Below are 16758 nucleotides of genomic sequence, written 5' to 3' on the forward strand. Positions count from 1 at the left end.
AGATAGGGTGACGAAGACATGGACAGTATTTCAAACAAAATAAAGTTTGAATACAATTTTGTAGTAGATAAAGAAATGATCTCAAAAAAGCATAAAAGGGATGTGCCTGCCATATTAGCCGTGGATGCCACATTTACAATAAAAATCAACAACGAATTATACTTTGAAACAGAACTAGCTATACTCGAATTCTATAAAGCATTGTATAGATGGAAAGAAGAGATTACGAAGAAGAATCCTACACCGGAATTCCATTATTACACGATTGAATATGCTGACTATGAGAATGGAGCTATCCTGTCATTAATCCCCTTTTCCAATAAGGCCAGAGTGAAATCAATCTGGGCAGAACAAGATCTATATAATGTTTTCGATCTAGACTATATTGTAATGGAATTCATTCTACTAGAAGAGATACTAAAACGGGATATAGAGGATTATTTTGATATAAGATTAAAAGATTTCATCAAACACATTCCTGTCCAAATTTCAAACCCGCTTTTGCTAAAGGGGAATTTGTAAATGGTTTAGGTAGCAGGACATGTTCAAAAAATTATATTAAATAGACAAACCTATCTGCTAATCGGATTCAATAAAAAAAGACCCAGTTTTCATAAAAGATTATTTATACGAAAACTGGGTCGATTAACAAATGTTTATTTAGTTAGCCAAGAGTATTTTTATTGGTTACACCTTCAACATAATCTCCACAACACATTCAATATGAGAGGTTTGTGGGAACATGTCCACTGGTTGGATATATTTTGGTCTGTATTTTTTGCTTAGGTAGTCCAAATCCTTGGCCAGTGTGGATGGGTTACAGGATACATAGACGATTTTTCTTGGACGTGTGCGCAGGATGGCATCCATTAATTTATGATCCAAGCCGCTTCTTGGCGGATCGACGACAACGACATCTGGCTTCCAGCCTTCGCGCAGCCATTTAGGCATGAGAACTTCTGCTTTGCCTACTTCGAAGCTGACATTATCCATATGATGCTTTTTAGCATTCTGAATGGCATCTTCAATTGATTCCGGAATGACATCCATGCCTCTAACTTCTTTACAAAAATCCGCAAGCCACAATCCTATCGTTCCTACTCCGCAATAAGCATCTACTACTCGTTCATGACCGTGAAGGCGAGCTGCTTTTTTCACTTCATCATAGAGCTTCACGGTTTGTACTGGATTCAATTGGAAGAAGGTACGCGCTGATAGCTCATAGGATAAATCGCCAAGTTCTTCTTCAATTGCTTCTTCTCCCCACAGATGAATCGTCTTTTCGCCGAATATAAGCGGAGTCTGTTCTTTATTCACGTTTTGAACAATGGAAACGACTTCCGGTAAACGTTTGTTGATTTCTTCTATGATTTGGCGCTTCTTAGGAAGCTTTTCAGAAATGGTGATGATCACCACTTGGACCTGATCCGATGAGAAGCCGACACGGGTTACGACCGTTTTAACAATCCCGCTTTTCTTTTTCTCATCATAGGATGGCAAGCCAAATTCCTGCAAAATATCCAAGACTGTACGAGTAACCTTGTTCGTTGCTTCATGCTGAACAATACAATTTGGAATATCAATCAAGTTATGAGTATTTGCCGCATAAAGGCCGGCAATCAACTTTCCAGTCTCATTGGTGCCAACCTGGAATTGGTTTTTATTACGGTAATTCCATGGATTCTCCATCCCAATTGTTGGACGGATATCTACATTGCTGGCATCGTATTGGCTATGGCGCTCCAATGATTGAATAACGATATCACGCTTTTCCTTCAATTGTTGGCTGTATTCCAAATGCTGCAATTGGCATCCACCACACACGTCATAAACCGGACATGGCGCTTCGACTCGATGTGGCGATGCCTTTTTAATCTTTTTGACAAGACCTTCCGAATACTTCGGATGGACCTTCGTAATCTTTACTTCTACGATTTCATCCGGCAGAGCACCCGGTACAAATACAACCTGACGTTTATAGTAGCCGACTCCCTCACCATTTATGCCAAGGCGTTTAATTGTTAGTAAAATCTCTTGTCCTTCACGGACTAATGTTGCCTGTTGGTTCATCAATATTCCTCCGTTTTTCAATGCTTCTCCATAAGTAAAGCGAAGCGTAGCTTAAATAAGGATGCCACTCCTTACTGAATTGCTCCATCTCTTCCATTGTTGGCTTTCGGTCTAGGTTATATAGCAGTTTTATGGCATTTTGAATACCGATGTCTGCTTTTGGAAATAAATTCGGGCGGCCGAGACCAAATAACAGAAAGTTTTCAGCCGTCCATCTGCCTATACCGCGAATCTTTGTTAATTCTTCTATAATTTCTTCATCTGTCTTTGTGCGCAACTCTTCCAACCTGAGTTCACCGCTTGCAATCTTTTCTGAAAGGCCAATGACATACTCTGCTTTTCTGCCGCTGAATTTCATTCCTTTTAGTTCATCTACTGTGAGAGCAGCGGTTGTCTCTGGAGATGGATAAAACCATACTCCGTCCTTCTGATACCCATAGGCTGTGACAAAATCCTTCGTTAGTTTTTGAGCAAACGCCATATTCAGCTGTTGATGGATAATACTTTTCACGAGACAGCCATATAGGTCGAATTCTAAAATAAGCGGGGTACCGCGATGGCGAGTAAAAATATCATTGAGCTTCGTCTCTCCAAAGTGAGCATGTATATCTGAAAGTGGCAGATGCCACTGAAAAATCTCCATTAAACGATCCGTCGCCAATACTTGTTCTTCTTTGCCGCTAATCGTAAAGGCCGGCTTATCTACCGTACCGATCGCTTGGACGGTATAAACATTGGGCTTACCATTAATCAGTAAAGGGACCTGAATCAAGCGATTGCGGTAATCTATTTCATACAGAGGATCAAGACCGATCCTTTCCAATACCAGGTCAAAATCATAGGGAGCTTCTACATGAATGGTTTCTTTCCACATCATTATCACTCCTTTATGGACTAGTCCAGTTATTATAACAGGTTTTGCAGCTATATGGGTACATAGGAAAACGGCCCATTAAATTGGAGCCGTATCCATGTTCTTCTTCGTTATTACCGCTTTAATCGCACTGTAGCTGATTTCATTAGGAAGATGCTCTTTAATTGGCTTTAAAAAATCATTCCCCACTTCCTCAATCGCCTGTAGAATCTGGATTTCCTCCTCAGGTGAGAAGAAATACTCCCAATTCAGAGGCAATCCTTCTTCTGCACATCGGAATAGATGCCTTTCTACTGTTTGAGAAGATAAATCTCTTTCTTTTGCAATCTCCTTCAGCGTAAGCCCTTGTTTATATAATTCATACGTATCCATATGTGAGTTGGCAGTACCTGCCTTGGATTTTTTCATCGCAGGCATTTTCCCCTCTTGTTCTACAATTGGTGCTTCATAATCATTTTCCTTTATAAACGCTGTGATCACTTCCACAAATCGCTCACCATACTTATCTGTCTTTTGAGCTCCGACTCCCTTCACCTCAAGGAACTCATCTTTGGTTTGCGGTTGTTTAACGCACATATCGCGCAAAGCTTGGTCGGAGAATATCAAATATGGAGGCACTTTTTCCTCTCCTGCAATTTGTTTTCGCAAATTACGCAGCACTTCGAATAAAGGATCATCTGTTGAAATAGCGGTGATTCGCACAGCTTCTTTTCTCATTACCGCACGTTTCCCGAGCAACACTTCTTTGCCGGAAGCTGTGACATATAAGAGCGGATATTGCCCACCCGTAATCCCAATTAATTGCTCAGATGTTAGAAAATCAATCAGTTCAGCGATCTCTTTGGTTGATTGATTTTTCATTAACCCATACGTTGATAAGGATTGAAAGTTTTGTTCAAGCAATTTCTTATTGGATGAGCCAGTTAACACTTGGGCAATCATTGTTTTTCCAAAACGTTCGCCAGTTCGGATTATACAGGATAAGACCATTTGGGCATCTTTTGTCACATCCTTCGCACTTCGTTCATCCAGACAGTTAGAGCACCGCCCGCAGTCATCTGCCTCCTGCTCACCAAAATAATGCAGAATATAGGCCTGCAGACATCCTTGAGTATGGCAATAGTCACGCATTTGATAGAGCTTTTGCAACTCTTGATTTTTATGGTTTTCATCACCAAACGATTGATCAATCAAAAAGCGCTGGACCTGAACGTCCTGTTCAGATTGAAGCAATATACATTCACTCGGCAAGCCATCACGTCCGGCACGGCCTGCCTCCTGATAGTAACTTTCCATATTTTTAGGCATTTGAGCATGAATCACATATCGTACATTTGATTTATCTATCCCCATCCCAAACGCATTCGTTGCGACCATGACAGTAATTTCATCACTTAAAAATTTATTTTGCTCTGTTTCACGTTCTGTACTTGATAAACCCGCATGATATCTCCCAACTGATATACCTTTTTGTTGGAGACGTTCATATAGATGGTCCACTGTTTTTCGTGTGGCACAATAAATAATCCCGGATTCCTGTTTATTTTTTCCTACATACGCATCAATATATTTTTGTTTATTTTGCCCTTTCACGACCTGGAAGCTTAAATTTTCCCGTTCGAAGCCAGTTATAACCGTATGTGAATCCTCAATATTCAAGGACCGGCGAATATCTGCCTGCACTCGCGGAGTTGCTGTTGCTGTCAGGGCAAGGACAACCGGATTGGAATTCAATTGTTCGGCTAATGATTGGATGCGTAAATAACTCGGGCGGAAATCATGACCCCATTGTGATATACAGTGAGCTTCATCTACAGCAATTAATCCAACCGGCAATTGACGGATATCCTCAATAAAGCCATGGGATTCCAGTCTTTCAGGCGCCAAATATAAGAGCTTATAGGCCCCCTGCTGGATGTCATACAAACGATCATTCACTTCACTCGCGGTTAGGGAACTATTAATAAAGGTGGCGGGTATTCCGGCCTGATCCAGTGAATCTACCTGGTCCTTCATGAGAGAGATTAATGGAGAAATAACGAGGGTAACGCCCGGTATTATCATCGCCGGGATTTGATAACAAATTGATTTACCTCCGCCTGTCGGCATAATTCCTAGTGTATCGATTCCTTGTAGCACCTGCTCAATAATTTTGGCTTGTCCATTGCGAAAAGAATCATAACCAAAATACTTCTTTAAAAGAGAGCTTGCTTCTGTAAGCATGAATTCCCTCCTCCATTCATTGATCATTCTACCATCCATTATAGCTTATAGAGATTGATCTATACTAGTGAGACAAGATAGCTGGAGTCTTAAAAATCACCAAATATATCCTTCTTATATGATAAACTGATAGTAATCTATAACTGGAGGTTTTCCGATGCTGGCTGATTCCTTGAAATCATATCAAATAATAGATGAAACTCGTGAAATGGAAGATTTAAATAAACCAATTTTGATCAGTACTTTCACTCTTATGGTCGGATTGCTTATCCCCTATTGGTTCATTTGGAAAATCGGTGAGATTGACCTATTCTTTTTAATTGAACTGGCTGTTGGATACATCCTCCTAATTTTCATGCATGAAGTACTGCATCTAGTAGGCTACATATTTTTCGGGAAAGCCAAAATAAGTGAGGTTAAACTGGGTGTTTTATGGAAGTATCTTACTCCTTATGCCCATTGCAAAATACCAATCAGGATCAAAGCTTATCGGATCAGTGTTTTATTACCGATTGTCCTCGGAATCGTGCCATTAATTTATGCATTTTTAAACGGAAATGATTATTGGTTTTTTATTGGATTGTTTATGACTATCGGATCATTAGGGGACCTTATCATTCTTTGGATATTGCGCAAGTATTCAGTAGATGTCCTTGTTCAGGACCACTCCAGTAAAATTGGCTGTATTGTTTACACTCCTCAATCTTAAATGTTTTTCGATTCCATACTGTCAATGAAAATGAAAGTGAAAGGCTCCCAAATCGATTGACAGGAATCCAACCATCAAAAAGGGAACCCCACACAGGAATGCCCTTATCTTACCATTTTCTCAAGATAAATATGATGCCCGTTGTTTTTTCAATATTAATACTAAAAACCGCTTATTATTTGTAAGCGGTTTTTTTGTTTAGGCACATTATATCTTTATGTCTATTTTCTGTTTTTGTGGTGTCTTCTGTGGTTTTTCACAATTCATATCATCCAAGCTTTTAAAGGTATACCCTCTCTTTTTTAAATCTGTAATCACCTGGCCAAGTGCTTCTGCATTGTCCTTAGACACAGAATGTAAGAGCAAAATGGCACCGGGATGAATTTGAGCCATAATTTGATCATAGGAATGCTTCCACCCCTGCTGACGATTCACATCCCAATCAAGAAAAGCAACCGACCATAAAATATGTTTATAGCCCAGATCATTTGCCACCTGTAAAGTTCGTTCACTAAATATTCCTCGTGGCGGTCTGATATAGGACATACCCTTTTGCCCTGTTAATTCCTCTGTCTTCTTCTTAACCCGTTCCAGTTCATCAGCTATTTTATCATCCGATACCTGTGTGAAATTGGGATGGCTCCATGAATGATTGCCAACTATATGCCCTTCCTTCACCATTCTTTTCACTAACGGTTCAGCTGTATTCAAATAATGACCTGTAACAAAAAAGGTAGCCGGAACTTTATGTTCTTTCAGTACATCCAGTACCTTCTCCGTATATCCATTTTCATAGCCATTATCAAACGTTAAGTAAATCTCTTTCTTTGTCGTGTTTACTTTATAAACAGCACCGTATTTTTCAACGATTGCATTATATTTAGGCCCTGCATCAGCAGGCTGTTCATTCTTTCCCTTATTAAAGCCCCAACCATACTGTACGTTTGAAATCGCCTCAGCAACGCCCAGGAATAATGTCCCCGAAAGCATGATGGCAGATAATCCGGTGATAAGCCATTTTTTCACTATTTTCCCTCCTGAATATACTTTTGATAAAGATAGTTTTAATCAGAGTAAGGGAATTTATGCAGCACAGCGAATGATTGCATTAACGATATAATATAAAAAAGACAAATCCGCTTATAACGGATTTGCCATATAATCTTATTCATTTATACCTCTTTATTAGGTTCTGTTTCCGGTCGATTTTGAAAGCTTTGAAACTTCTCCTCAATTGAATCCACGATTTCAATTAGGCGGTCAATATCTTCAATATCCGCTGTTTCAGGCTCAATCCGGTCTAAAACCTCCATAAATAACTCAAGTCGGTCTTTTAAGTATTTTACTTGTTCATCTTTATTATAAATCGGTGTTGTCAAACTAATCCGGCTCCTTTCATCATAAATATTATCCTAAACGATAGTAGCCTATTTCGCAACTGACCATTTTCTATTTTACCCAAAAGCAAGAAGCTTCAACCAAAACCGGCTGAAGCTTGCAGACTTAAACGGCAATCAATATGGTCGGTTGACCGCTCTGAACTGGAATGAAACATGATCTTGAATAGGAATCCAGGCTCCAATCCCTTGTGAGGTTACATTCCTTACTACAATCTCACGTTTGCTTCCTTTCAATACTAAATAGACCTCACCATATGTGACTTTACCCTTCTCGTTTATTGCCGGCGCATACCCATAGAGGTAGCCAAGTCTCATTGGCGGTATATTGTATACTCTGTCTTTTTTTGTACCGCTACCTATGATGGTCTCAAATGCCAGTGGCAGTTTAGATTTTTCTGATGCTCTCGCCAGCATCATTTTTTGAATATCCTGACTGGAAGGTACTTTTGCTGTCAATCCTCCGCGCACCACTTTTTGTGTCTCTTGGACATAATGAATTTGGAAATTCGTATCCCCGCCACGGTTATCATAAAAATTCGTATTGATTTTTTGATACTCCCAGTTTGGAGAGGTTTCCATCGATTCATAATTTAAAGCCCACTTACCTAAGTAAACAGTGGCTCTATACCAAAAGGCAACCGGATTGGTTCCGATATTGGTTTCATTAAGCATGTGAACTAATTCAGGATTTTCTATTTTAACGTTGCTGGACTTAAGCAATTGTTTGGATAACTCACTTGGCTCAAGCATTGGCGTGTCCTGACTGGAATTGGGATATGTGTTTTCTTTATTGATCGATAAAACGGACTCCGGAATTTTATACTTAGCTTCCTCAACCGTAGGGTCTGCTCCTTCTTTTGGGGCAGCCCAGTTATGCTGGGTTGGAATAATAACGAGCATGGCTATAACGATCATGATAAAAAAATTTCTTCTCATGCTTGAAGCTCCTTTCTTACATACAAAAAAGAATGATTGTTCCGTTATTTTCCCTCTTAAGCAAAAAAACTATTCAAAAATCAGGATTGTTTTATTACACCTTGCAGTTACTAGAATTAACAGATTGTTAAGCTATATTAACTGTTTATTTAGCACATTACAAACCAGTATTTTTTGTCACAGTTTTGTAAAATTCAGAATATTTACAAAACTACAGGAAGGTGCTATACTAAAACCAACATATCGTAAAGGAGGCGAAATCAACAGCCGGAATAACTGCAGGGAGGAATGCTTATCGAAACCATCCTCACACGGAAAACTTAATGTAGATTTCGTCACAAATCAGGACAATAAAGATAAAGGATGTGACCTATAGGGCTAACTAACATGACTGTTTAAAACAGAAATATCTACCTTTGAAAAGATACATTTATTTTTGGAAGGATTAGAATTTAGTTAGACATGACTTATGATGAAGCAAATTGGAAAAACATAAAAAAGACTCTGAATCCATAGTAGATCAGAGTCTTTTTTAATTTATTATTATAACAGAAAGAAACCTATCCCCATCACTAAATAAGCAGCAAGTAAGGTGAGTCCTTCAAACCAGTTTGTTTCCCCATCGTTCGTTATTACAATCATTAAAAAGACAGATAGCACCATCGCCACAAGTTCAGGCAATGTAAAGACAAGTGGCATTTGCGTTTCAAATAATAAAGATACCAGAACAAGTACCGGTGCTACAAACATGGCCACCTGTAAAGTAGAACCAACAGCAATTTCAACAGCAATGTCCATTTTATTTTTGTAAGCGAAAATAATGGCAGATGCATGCTCAGCTGCATTTCCGACAATTGCTACAATGATAACCCCGATAAATAATTCAGACCAGCCCAATTGATTCCCTACGTCTTCGAATGTATGTACCAAATTCTCAGATACATAGGCTACTGCCACTGTTGCCAAAGCTAGGACCATAATCGACCATTTTTTGCTCCACTCTGCTTCTTCAGTTTCTTCCTCTGCAAAAGACAAGTCTTCCTTACGTTGATAGACACCGCGATGGGTGACCAATTTAAAGAATAAAGCAGCCAAATATAAACAGATCAGGATAATGGATATGCCTGTACTCATGACCATTTGGTTACTTCTTTCCATCTCTCCGGCAAATACTTCAGGAATGATAAATGCAACTAATACACCGAATGTTAATAGCCCTGCATTGTGCCTGGCATCAAATACATTAAATTTTTGTCTTTTATACTTAATACCACCCAAGAAAAATGAAGCCCCACTAACTAATAATAAGTTACCGATGACACTTCCTGTTAAAGAAGCCAATACAATTCCCACCAGTCCCGCTTTAAGAGAAAAAATGGAGATGATCAGCTCAACAGCATTTCCAAATGTTGCATTTAGCAATCCTCCAATCCTCGGTCCGGATATGATTGCTAAGCTTTCTGTCGCCCTCCCCATAAAACTTGCCAGAGCAATAATCGTTAAACAATAAACAGCAAACATGAGCAGACTTGGCCAATGTAAAATGGAGCCGGCTATGGATACCGGTAGGCCAATCATTAGCATTGCAGAAAATATTTTTTGTCCCATCCCTTGAATTCCTTCTTTCTAATCTAAAATATATTCATTTATTCCCGAATTACCTTTAGATTAGTCTTCAAAATCTCCTTGCTAAAGTTTGTGAACAACTCTAATATTGATTCAGATAGATATAGGAGAGATAATTATGAACTATCAAAAAATTAGATTTTCTGCACTTATTATTCTAGTTGCTGTGTCAGGTTTCTCACAGGGAATGCTGTTACCCTTAATTGCCATTATTTTTGAACAGGATGGAGTAAGCTCCGGTCTAAACGGATTAAATGCTACAGGACTATATCTGGGAATACTATTAATCTCACCTTTCATGGAAATTCCTCTGCGAAAATTTGGTTATAAACCCCTGATTTTTTTCGGCGGACTGTCGGTGATTATTGCGTTTCTGTTATTTCCGATCCTAGATTCTTTCTGGTTTTGGTTCATTCTTCGTATGATTATCGGAATTGGAGATCATACCTTACATTTCACAACCCAAACCTGGATAACCGCTTTTACGCCAGTAAACAAGAGAGGCAGAAATATATCCATTTATGGCTTATCCTTCGGCATAGGTTTCGCAGTTGGGCCATTACTGACTAATTTAATTGAAGTTAATCGGGCATTACCCTTTATCGTTGCATCAGCAATCAGTCTTATTGCTTGGTTGACCGTCTTTTTATTAAAAAATGAATTTCCAGATGAAGATTTGGAAACAACCAATGTTTTCGGTACCTTACATCGTTTCAAAAAAGTTGCCAAGTATGCATGGGTTGCGTTCTTGCCTCCTTTTGGTTATGGATTTTTGGAAGCATCCCTAAATGGAAATTTCCCTATCTATGCTTTACGAATTAATATGGATGTTCAACAAGTCTCCATCATCTTGCCTGCTTTTGCAGCAGGCAGCATTATTACCCAGATCCCATTAGGAATTTTAAGTGATTCCTTAGGGAGGAAACGCGTTCTTCAATATGTTCTTTTTAGCGGTTTTGCCATCTTTTTAACAGCTGCCTTAATTGAACAAACCGTTACAGGTTTATTTATCTGTTTCTTTATTGCAGGTATGCTTGTCGGCTCCACCTTCTCTTTAGGAATCAGTTATATGACCGATCTATTGCCTACACAACTGCTTCCTGCCGGCAATATTATTTGTGGAATAGTCTTTAGCCTTGGAAGCATCTCTGGCCCATTTTTTGGCGGCTTGGCCATTCAATATCTGCCTAATGGGAATTTCCTTCTTGTAATCAGTGTTATCCTGTTACTGATTTTCATCGCTCTTAGCAGATTTAAAAGAAATCCAATTAATGACCAGATTCAAACCTCTGTGTAAGCAGAGGTTTTTTCATTCGACTTTATTACTGTAATTGTTGCTGTATTTATTCATCCACTCAATTTTATCTCATATTCACCTTCACGCATCTTCAGTTAAAATTTCCCCTATCCACAAATAAGCAAGGTAGAAAATTGCTATTTTTTCTTTTCCAAATAAATTCACTTAACTTCTTTAGCGACTCATGTTATACTAATATGTAGATAATAATTATTATAAATAAGAAAGAAAAATGTTGCTGTCACAGTATTTGTGGCAGCATCCGCTATTTTATAAGCCTAATGATTTTGAACATCATTCTCAATTAGAAAAGAAAAACAACGAGATCTATTCTCAATTACAAGGAGGTTATTCACATGGAAACAGCACTGAATAAATCAAGCTTGAAAAATTCACCTAGCCAATATAATAGATGGAAAGAATTCACCTCTAAACTTACGTCCAATTGGGAGCTCTTGGCTGCCGGTTTAAGCGGAATTCTGATTTTATGCGGCTGGCTATTATCAACAAAGGATTTGAATGCCTCATCTGCCTTCGTCTATATACTGGCATATGTAATTGGGGGTTATGCCAAGGCTAAAGAAGGCATCACTCAGACGATTGAAGAGAGAAAACTGAACGTAGAGCTTTTGATGATTCTGGCAGCGATTGGGTCAGCCATTATCGGATATTGGACTGAGGGAGCAATCCTGATTTTTATTTTCTCTTTGAGCGGTGCACTTGAAACGTATACGATGAATAAAAGTCACAAAGAAATTTCTTCATTAATGGATTTGCAGCCTGAACAGGCTTTGAGAATAGTCGATAACACTGAAGAAATAGTACCGGTTTCTTCCCTGCAAGTTGGAGATTTGATTTTAATTAAGCCTGGGGAACGCATCCCCTCAGATGGAGAAATCTTATTTGGAGAGACTGCTGTTGATGAAGCTGCAATTACCGGAGAATCGATTCCCGTCAGCAAATATATTCAAGACGAGGTATTTGCAGGGACGGTTAATGGACATGGAACCATAAAAGTTAAGGTTACAAAACCTAACAGTGAAACTTTATTCCAAAAAATTATCACACTTGTTCAAAATGCGCAAAGTGAAAAATCTCCTTCTCAATTATTTATTGAAAGATTTGAGGATACGTATGTAAAAGTTGTTCTTGTTGTCGTTGGAATTATGTTGTTTCTCCCACATTTTGTTCTGGGTTGGTCCTGGACAGAGACCTTCTACCGGGCAATGGTTTTGTTAGTGGTAGCTTCTCCATGTGCATTAGTTGCTTCTATCATGCCGGCTACTTTATCCGCGATTTCGAATGGCGCTAAAAGTGGGATTTTATTCAAAGGCGGTATCCATCTAGAAAACCTAGGCAATGTAAAGGCCATTGCTTTCGATAAAACAGGGACACTAACTCAGGGGAAACCCGTTGTGACGGATATTTTAATCCGCGATGACATCGATCAAAAAGAATTTTTATTAAGTGTAGCTTCCATTGAACAGAATTCGAATCATCCGCTGGGACAATCCATTGTTAAGCATGTTGAACAGCTTTATTCACAGACCATGCCGCGCGTAGAATCTGAAGAAATATCCGGATTTGGTGTTCAAGGACATGCAAATGGGCACTATTGGAAGATTGGGAAGAAGGATTTTGTAGGCGAAGAAGCAGCCATGTCATTTAAAAATGGAGCGGCACTTGAATTAATGTCTGAAGGGAAAACATTGTCCTATGTAAAAGATGAGAAAGGTATTGCAGGAATAATTGCATTAAAAGATATCATTCGTAAAGAGACTGCCGATGCTCTCGAAGCATTGAAGGAACTGGATGTATATACATGCATGCTGACTGGAGATAACGAGCACACTGCCAAGGTAATCGCCAAAGAAAGCCATTTATCTGGGTTTGTTGCTGGATGTTTACCTGAACAAAAGGTAGAAGAAGTTAAAAAACTTAGAGAGAAATATACTACCGTTGCCATGGTTGGGGATGGCATTAATGATGCGCCTGCGTTAGCTACTGCTTCTGTCGGAATTGCCATGGGTGAAGGATCTGATGTGGCTCTTGATACAGCTGATATTGTTCTCATGAAAAACGACTTACCAAAAATAGCAGAAGCCATTCAATTATCCAAACGAATGAACCGAATCATTCGCCAAAATGTTATCTTTTCAATTTCCGTCATTATGATTTTAGTTGTATCAAACTTTTTTCAGGCTCTCGACCTACCATTCGGTGTAATCGGCCATGAAGGCAGCACCATATTAGTCATCCTAAACAGTCTCCGTTTATTAAAATCTAAATAGAATACAAATAGAGGCTATCCTGTAAGTCTGTTAATGACTTTCCGGACGGCCTCTATTTTCTTTATTCATGGGAAGTTAATCTGAAACACATCAAATCTTCCTAAAACTACGGTGGCTGTTCATTTAATAATCAATCACCGTTCGTCCGCACATTAGTTCTGAACCATTATAATTTGAATCCACGCTCTACTTATTTAATCGTCCAGTGCCTCTTATTTCTGGACAATACTGCATTAATTTCTCCGCCTACAATAATGACAAGACCTGATATATATAACCAAAGCATTAAAACAATCAAGCCTCCGAGACTGCCATATGTGGAAGAATAGTTACCAAATGTACTCACGTAAACTGAAAATGCCCACGATGATAGCGCCCATCCGACACTCGCGAAGATTGCCCCTGGTAAAACGTCTCTACATTTCATTTTAAGGTTGGGCCCAATCCAATACAAAATTAAAAATACAAAGGTAATGACAGCAATAGAAATCACCCAGCGCAGTAAATCATAAACAAAGGAAGGCTCGTATCCTAGGAAATCAAATACAATATTGAGAATATATTTCCCAAACACTGGCAATAGCAAAGAAACCACTACAACCAGGATTAATCCAATGGTTAAAATCAAAGCTAATCCTCTTGTTTTAATAAATGATCTGGTTTCCTCAACATCATATGCATGATTAAGAGCCTTTATAATGGCATTGGTCCCGTTGGATGCTGACCACATCGTTGCCAAGATACCAAAAGATAACAAGCCGCCGTTTTGGTTAGCCATGACATCCTTTAAACTCGATTCTAATAAATTTGCCGATTCTGCAGGAGCATACGTATGCAAAAGCTCCATCAAATCCGCTTGGGAAACCTGCAAAAAAGGCAATAACGTGATAACAAATATTAAGAGCGGAAAAATTGAAAGTAAGAAGTAATAGGCTAATTGCGCTGCCAAGCCTGTTACTTCATCACCTTGAATTTTATCGTATAAATGTTTAAATACGCTTTTATTTACATACTTCTTCCTACCTTCCATTCCAGTACCACCTCTATTCAGCTTGTTTGACTTTATTTGCGCGTAGAAGTGGTACTTATATCATCAGATACAGAGGAAGTATTACTGTTCTCTGTCGTAGAAGCCGAACCATCAGAAGATTTTTTGTCTACCAGTACTTCTTTTGTTTCCTTAATAACCCCTGCTACTTGCGGTGGCATTTCTTTCATTTCATCTACCTTTTCAGATATAAAAGATACATCCTGACCAATTTGATCTATGTTTGTACGAATTTTACCAGACATATCCTTCACATTTTCCACTATAGAATTCGGATCTTTAGCCATCGATTTAACATTCGTTATCATTTTTTGGCCGCCTGTCATTACTGTTTTGCGAGTGTTCTTATCCAATAGGCTGATTGCAAAACCTGCTGCTGCTCCACCTAAAATTCCTAACCATAGCTTATTGCTCTTTTGACTGCTTCTACTCATTATTTATCCCTCCCGAATTAATTTTACTTGCTTATTCTTATATTTATTGATTTACCTATAATAGCGGAATTCTAAACATAAAATGTCAATTAAGTATTTTTTATCTTGACGCAAAATTGTTTCAAGAATATTCTTAATATTAACAACATACAGATAGGGTGAATTTACTTGATTGACTTTTTGAATAAGTTTTCAAAAGATTTGACTGTACTTTTAGAAACAATAAGTAATTTTCTTTGGGGGCCACCCCTCTTAATTTTAATTGTTGGTACAGGTATTTATTTAACATTTCGAATTGGATTTTTACAAATTAAATTATTGCCTTATTCATTAAAATTGGCCTTCACTAAAAGCCAGGATAAAAAATCGGACGGAGATATTTCCCATTTCCAGGCTTTAATGACTGCTCTTGCAGCAACAGTCGGAACTGGGAATATTGTTGGAGTGGCTACAGCAGTCGTCAGCGGTGGACCAGGGGCCGTCTTCTGGATGTGGGTTGCTGCCTTTTTTGGTATGGCGACGAAATACGGAGAAGCAGTACTTGCGGTTAAATACAGAATCGTAAATGCTAATGGTGAAATGTCAGGTGGACCTATGTATTATTTAGAAAAAGGGCTGAGAATGAAATGGCTTGGCGTCGCCTTTGCGATTTTCGGTGCGATTGCAGCTTTTGGAATCGGTAATATGGTCCAAGCTAATTCAGTAGCCAACACGATTCATGATACTTTCTCCATCCCAACCTGGGTAACCGGGATTGTCCTGACTATTTTTGCCGCTCTTGTGTTAGTCGGAGGCATTAAAAGCATCGGTAAAGTCACCTCCTATTTTGTACCGGTTATGGCCGCCTTTTATTTAATTTGTGGAATCTTAATTCTTATCTTAAATGCTGAACTCGTTCCAAATGCAATTAAACTGATTTTCACAGATGCCTTCACTGGACAGGCAGTAGCTGGCGGTGCAATCGGTACTGTAATCCGTTGGGGTGTGGCTAGAGGTGTCTTTTCGAATGAAGCTGGTTTAGGGTCAGCTCCGATTGCGGCAGCTGCGGCTAAAACGGATTTTCCTGCCCGACAAGCACTTGTATCAATGACGCAAGTATTTATTGATACAATCATTATTTGCTCAATAACAGGAATTTCACTTGTAATGGCAGACCAATATCATAGTGGATTAGAAGGAGCAGAACTGACATCCGTCTCCTTTGATTTATTATTAGGTCCTGTTGGTTCCTACATCGTTTCAATCGGGTTAATTTTCTTTGCTGCCTCCACAATTATTGGTTGGGCTTATTATGGTGAGAAATGCTATTCCTACTTATTTGGAGATAGGACCGTAATTAGCTATCGAATCGTTTTTGTTTTAGCTGTTTTTATTGGCTGCGTAAGCTCCCTTGATCTTGTTTGGAGCTTTGCTGATATTATGAATGCTTTAATGGCAATCCCTAACTTGATTGGCCTCCTCGGCCTTTCAGCTGTGATTATAGCTGAAACAAAAATCATTATCAGAATTATTAATAGTGAAAAACAAAATAAGCAGAGAAAGACATTTGAAACTTGAATTTGACAGATAGCGAATTCCATGGAATGATATTTCTATCTAGTGCGGAAGGGATGAATGAAGTGGCAGATTTATCGGTTAAATCCACTGAGAATATTAAAATTATGATTAATGGCATCCAAGAAAAATTACAAATGATCAACAGTTCAGCTATGCGTGCAGACAGCTTTAATGATAGCTCCTATGAGGATTTACTGGAGATATATGAAATGGTCATGTCCAAGGACCGCTTCAGCCCTAGTGAAATGCAAGCAATTGTCGAAGAGATTGGCAAATTGAGAAAGTAAATAGGC

Annotated in this window: 15 protein-coding genes; 6 read left to right on the forward strand and 9 right to left on the reverse strand. The window is 38.7% G+C overall.

Annotated elements, in window-relative coordinates; translation table 11 throughout:
• Nucleotides 1–18: 18 nt before the first annotated feature.
• Complete coding sequence (locus tag A8L44_RS15235) at nucleotides 19–522, forward strand: DUF7878 domain-containing protein (RefSeq protein WP_066108243.1); 504 nt, start codon at nucleotides 19–21, stop codon at nucleotides 520–522.
• 165 nt (nucleotides 523–687) lie between these two features.
• Here the strand turns inward: A8L44_RS15235 and rlmD are convergent, their stop codons facing one another.
• From rlmD to recQ, 3 genes are all read right to left on the reverse strand, one after another.
• Nucleotides 688–2070, reverse strand: coding sequence for a 23S rRNA (uracil(1939)-C(5))-methyltransferase RlmD (rlmD, locus tag A8L44_RS15240; protein WP_066108244.1), 1383 nt, complete (start codon nucleotides 2068–2070; stop codon nucleotides 688–690).
• Nucleotides 2042–2944 carry a DNA-3-methyladenine glycosylase family protein gene (locus tag A8L44_RS15245; protein ID WP_066108251.1) on the reverse strand — a complete coding sequence of 301 codons (903 nt, stop codon included), beginning with the start codon at nucleotides 2942–2944 and terminating at the stop codon, nucleotides 2042–2044. Before A8L44_RS15245 ends, rlmD begins: the two co-directional genes overlap by 29 nt.
• Before the next feature lie 78 nt (nucleotides 2945–3022).
• On the reverse strand, nucleotides 3023–5167 hold the full coding sequence (gene recQ / locus A8L44_RS15250) for a DNA helicase RecQ (RefSeq protein ID WP_066108252.1): 2145 nt from the start codon (nucleotides 5165–5167) through the stop codon (nucleotides 3023–3025).
• Between the two features lie 157 nt (nucleotides 5168–5324).
• Between recQ and A8L44_RS15255 the strand changes: the two genes are divergently transcribed.
• Nucleotides 5325–5876, forward strand: coding sequence for a DUF3267 domain-containing protein (locus tag A8L44_RS15255; protein ID WP_066108256.1), 552 nt, complete (start codon nucleotides 5325–5327; stop codon nucleotides 5874–5876).
• 207 nt (nucleotides 5877–6083) lie between these two features.
• Here the strand turns inward: A8L44_RS15255 and pdaA are convergent, their stop codons facing one another.
• The 4 genes from pdaA to cax all read right to left on the reverse strand — a co-directional run bounded on the left by pdaA (nucleotide 6084) and on the right by cax (nucleotide 9820).
• The gene (pdaA, locus tag A8L44_RS15260) at nucleotides 6084–6866 is read right to left on the reverse strand and encodes a delta-lactam-biosynthetic de-N-acetylase (RefSeq protein ID WP_066108576.1); all 783 of its coding nucleotides are present in this window, start codon (nucleotides 6864–6866) and stop codon (nucleotides 6084–6086) included.
• Between the two features lie 182 nt (nucleotides 6867–7048).
• Nucleotides 7049–7255 carry an SE1561 family protein gene (locus A8L44_RS15265; RefSeq protein WP_066108258.1) on the reverse strand — a complete coding sequence of 69 codons (207 nt, stop codon included), beginning with the start codon at nucleotides 7253–7255 and terminating at the stop codon, nucleotides 7049–7051.
• 135 nt (nucleotides 7256–7390) lie between these two features.
• On the reverse strand, nucleotides 7391–8212 hold the full coding sequence (locus A8L44_RS15270) for a YfkD famly protein (RefSeq protein ID WP_066108261.1): 822 nt from the start codon (nucleotides 8210–8212) through the stop codon (nucleotides 7391–7393).
• Between the two features lie 543 nt (nucleotides 8213–8755).
• Nucleotides 8756–9820: a calcium/proton exchanger gene (cax, locus tag A8L44_RS15280; RefSeq protein ID WP_066108268.1), complete on the reverse strand. Its 1065-nt coding sequence runs from the start codon at nucleotides 9818–9820 to the stop codon at nucleotides 8756–8758.
• Between the two features lie 136 nt (nucleotides 9821–9956).
• Between cax and A8L44_RS15285 the strand changes: the two genes are divergently transcribed.
• The gene (locus tag A8L44_RS15285) at nucleotides 9957–11135 is read left to right on the forward strand and encodes an MFS transporter (RefSeq protein ID WP_066108271.1); all 1179 of its coding nucleotides are present in this window, start codon (nucleotides 9957–9959) and stop codon (nucleotides 11133–11135) included.
• Nucleotides 11136–11491: 356 nt separating this feature from the next.
• Nucleotides 11492–13426, forward strand: coding sequence for a heavy metal translocating P-type ATPase (locus A8L44_RS15290; protein WP_066108274.1), 1935 nt, complete (start codon nucleotides 11492–11494; stop codon nucleotides 13424–13426).
• A 190-nt stretch (nucleotides 13427–13616) separates the two neighbouring features.
• On the opposite strand, the gene A8L44_RS15295 is transcribed toward A8L44_RS15290, so the two are convergent.
• Together A8L44_RS15295 and A8L44_RS15300 are read right to left on the reverse strand one after the other, a co-directional pair.
• Entirely contained in the window at nucleotides 13617–14456 is an 840-nt protein-coding gene (locus A8L44_RS15295) for a YihY/virulence factor BrkB family protein (protein WP_066108277.1), read from the reverse strand.
• 32 nt (nucleotides 14457–14488) lie between these two features.
• Nucleotides 14489–14908: a YtxH domain-containing protein gene (locus A8L44_RS15300; protein WP_066108280.1), complete on the reverse strand. Its 420-nt coding sequence runs from the start codon at nucleotides 14906–14908 to the stop codon at nucleotides 14489–14491.
• Nucleotides 14909–15109: 201 nt separating this feature from the next.
• Between A8L44_RS15300 and A8L44_RS15305 the strand changes: the two genes are divergently transcribed.
• Together A8L44_RS15305 and A8L44_RS15310 are read left to right on the forward strand one after the other, a co-directional pair.
• Nucleotides 15110–16465, forward strand: a complete 1356-nt coding sequence (locus tag A8L44_RS15305; RefSeq protein WP_066108579.1) for an alanine/glycine:cation symporter family protein — start codon at nucleotides 15110–15112, stop codon at nucleotides 16463–16465.
• Nucleotides 16466–16518: 53 nt separating this feature from the next.
• On the forward strand, nucleotides 16519–16752 hold the full coding sequence (locus tag A8L44_RS15310; RefSeq protein WP_066108582.1) for a DUF1128 domain-containing protein: 234 nt from the start codon (nucleotides 16519–16521) through the stop codon (nucleotides 16750–16752).
• Nucleotides 16753–16758: the final 6 nt, after the last annotated feature.

It is taken from the genome of Bacillus sp. FJAT-27986, assembly GCF_001685035.1.
Taxonomy (GTDB): domain Bacteria; phylum Bacillota; class Bacilli; order Bacillales; family Pradoshiaceae; genus Pradoshia.

Coding starts and splice junctions, on each gene's coding strand:
- A8L44_RS15290 (WP_066108274.1), top strand. CDS start 11,492: ATGGAAACAGCACTGAATAAATCAAGCTTGAAAAATTCACCTAGCCAA.
- A8L44_RS15300 (WP_066108280.1), bottom strand. CDS start 14,908: ATGAGTAGAAGCAGTCAAAAGAGCAATAAGCTATGGTTAGGAATTTTA.
- rlmD (WP_066108244.1), bottom strand. CDS start 2,070: ATGAACCAACAGGCAACATTAGTCCGTGAAGGACAAGAGATTTTACTA.
- A8L44_RS15295 (WP_066108277.1), bottom strand. CDS start 14,456: ATGGAAGGTAGGAAGAAGTATGTAAATAAAAGCGTATTTAAACATTTA.
- A8L44_RS15235 (WP_066108243.1), top strand. CDS start 19: ATGGACAGTATTTCAAACAAAATAAAGTTTGAATACAATTTTGTAGTA.
- A8L44_RS15285 (WP_066108271.1), top strand. CDS start 9,957: ATGAACTATCAAAAAATTAGATTTTCTGCACTTATTATTCTAGTTGCT.
- A8L44_RS15270 (WP_066108261.1), bottom strand. CDS start 8,212: ATGAGAAGAAATTTTTTTATCATGATCGTTATAGCCATGCTCGTTATT.
- A8L44_RS15310 (WP_066108582.1), top strand. CDS start 16,519: ATGAATGAAGTGGCAGATTTATCGGTTAAATCCACTGAGAATATTAAA.
- recQ (WP_066108252.1), bottom strand. CDS start 5,167: ATGCTTACAGAAGCAAGCTCTCTTTTAAAGAAGTATTTTGGTTATGAT.
- cax (WP_066108268.1), bottom strand. CDS start 9,820: ATGGGACAAAAAATATTTTCTGCAATGCTAATGATTGGCCTACCGGTA.
- pdaA (WP_066108576.1), bottom strand. CDS start 6,866: ATGCTTTCGGGGACATTATTCCTGGGCGTTGCTGAGGCGATTTCAAAC.
- A8L44_RS15255 (WP_066108256.1), top strand. CDS start 5,325: ATGCTGGCTGATTCCTTGAAATCATATCAAATAATAGATGAAACTCGT.
- A8L44_RS15245 (WP_066108251.1), bottom strand. CDS start 2,944: ATGTGGAAAGAAACCATTCATGTAGAAGCTCCCTATGATTTTGACCTG.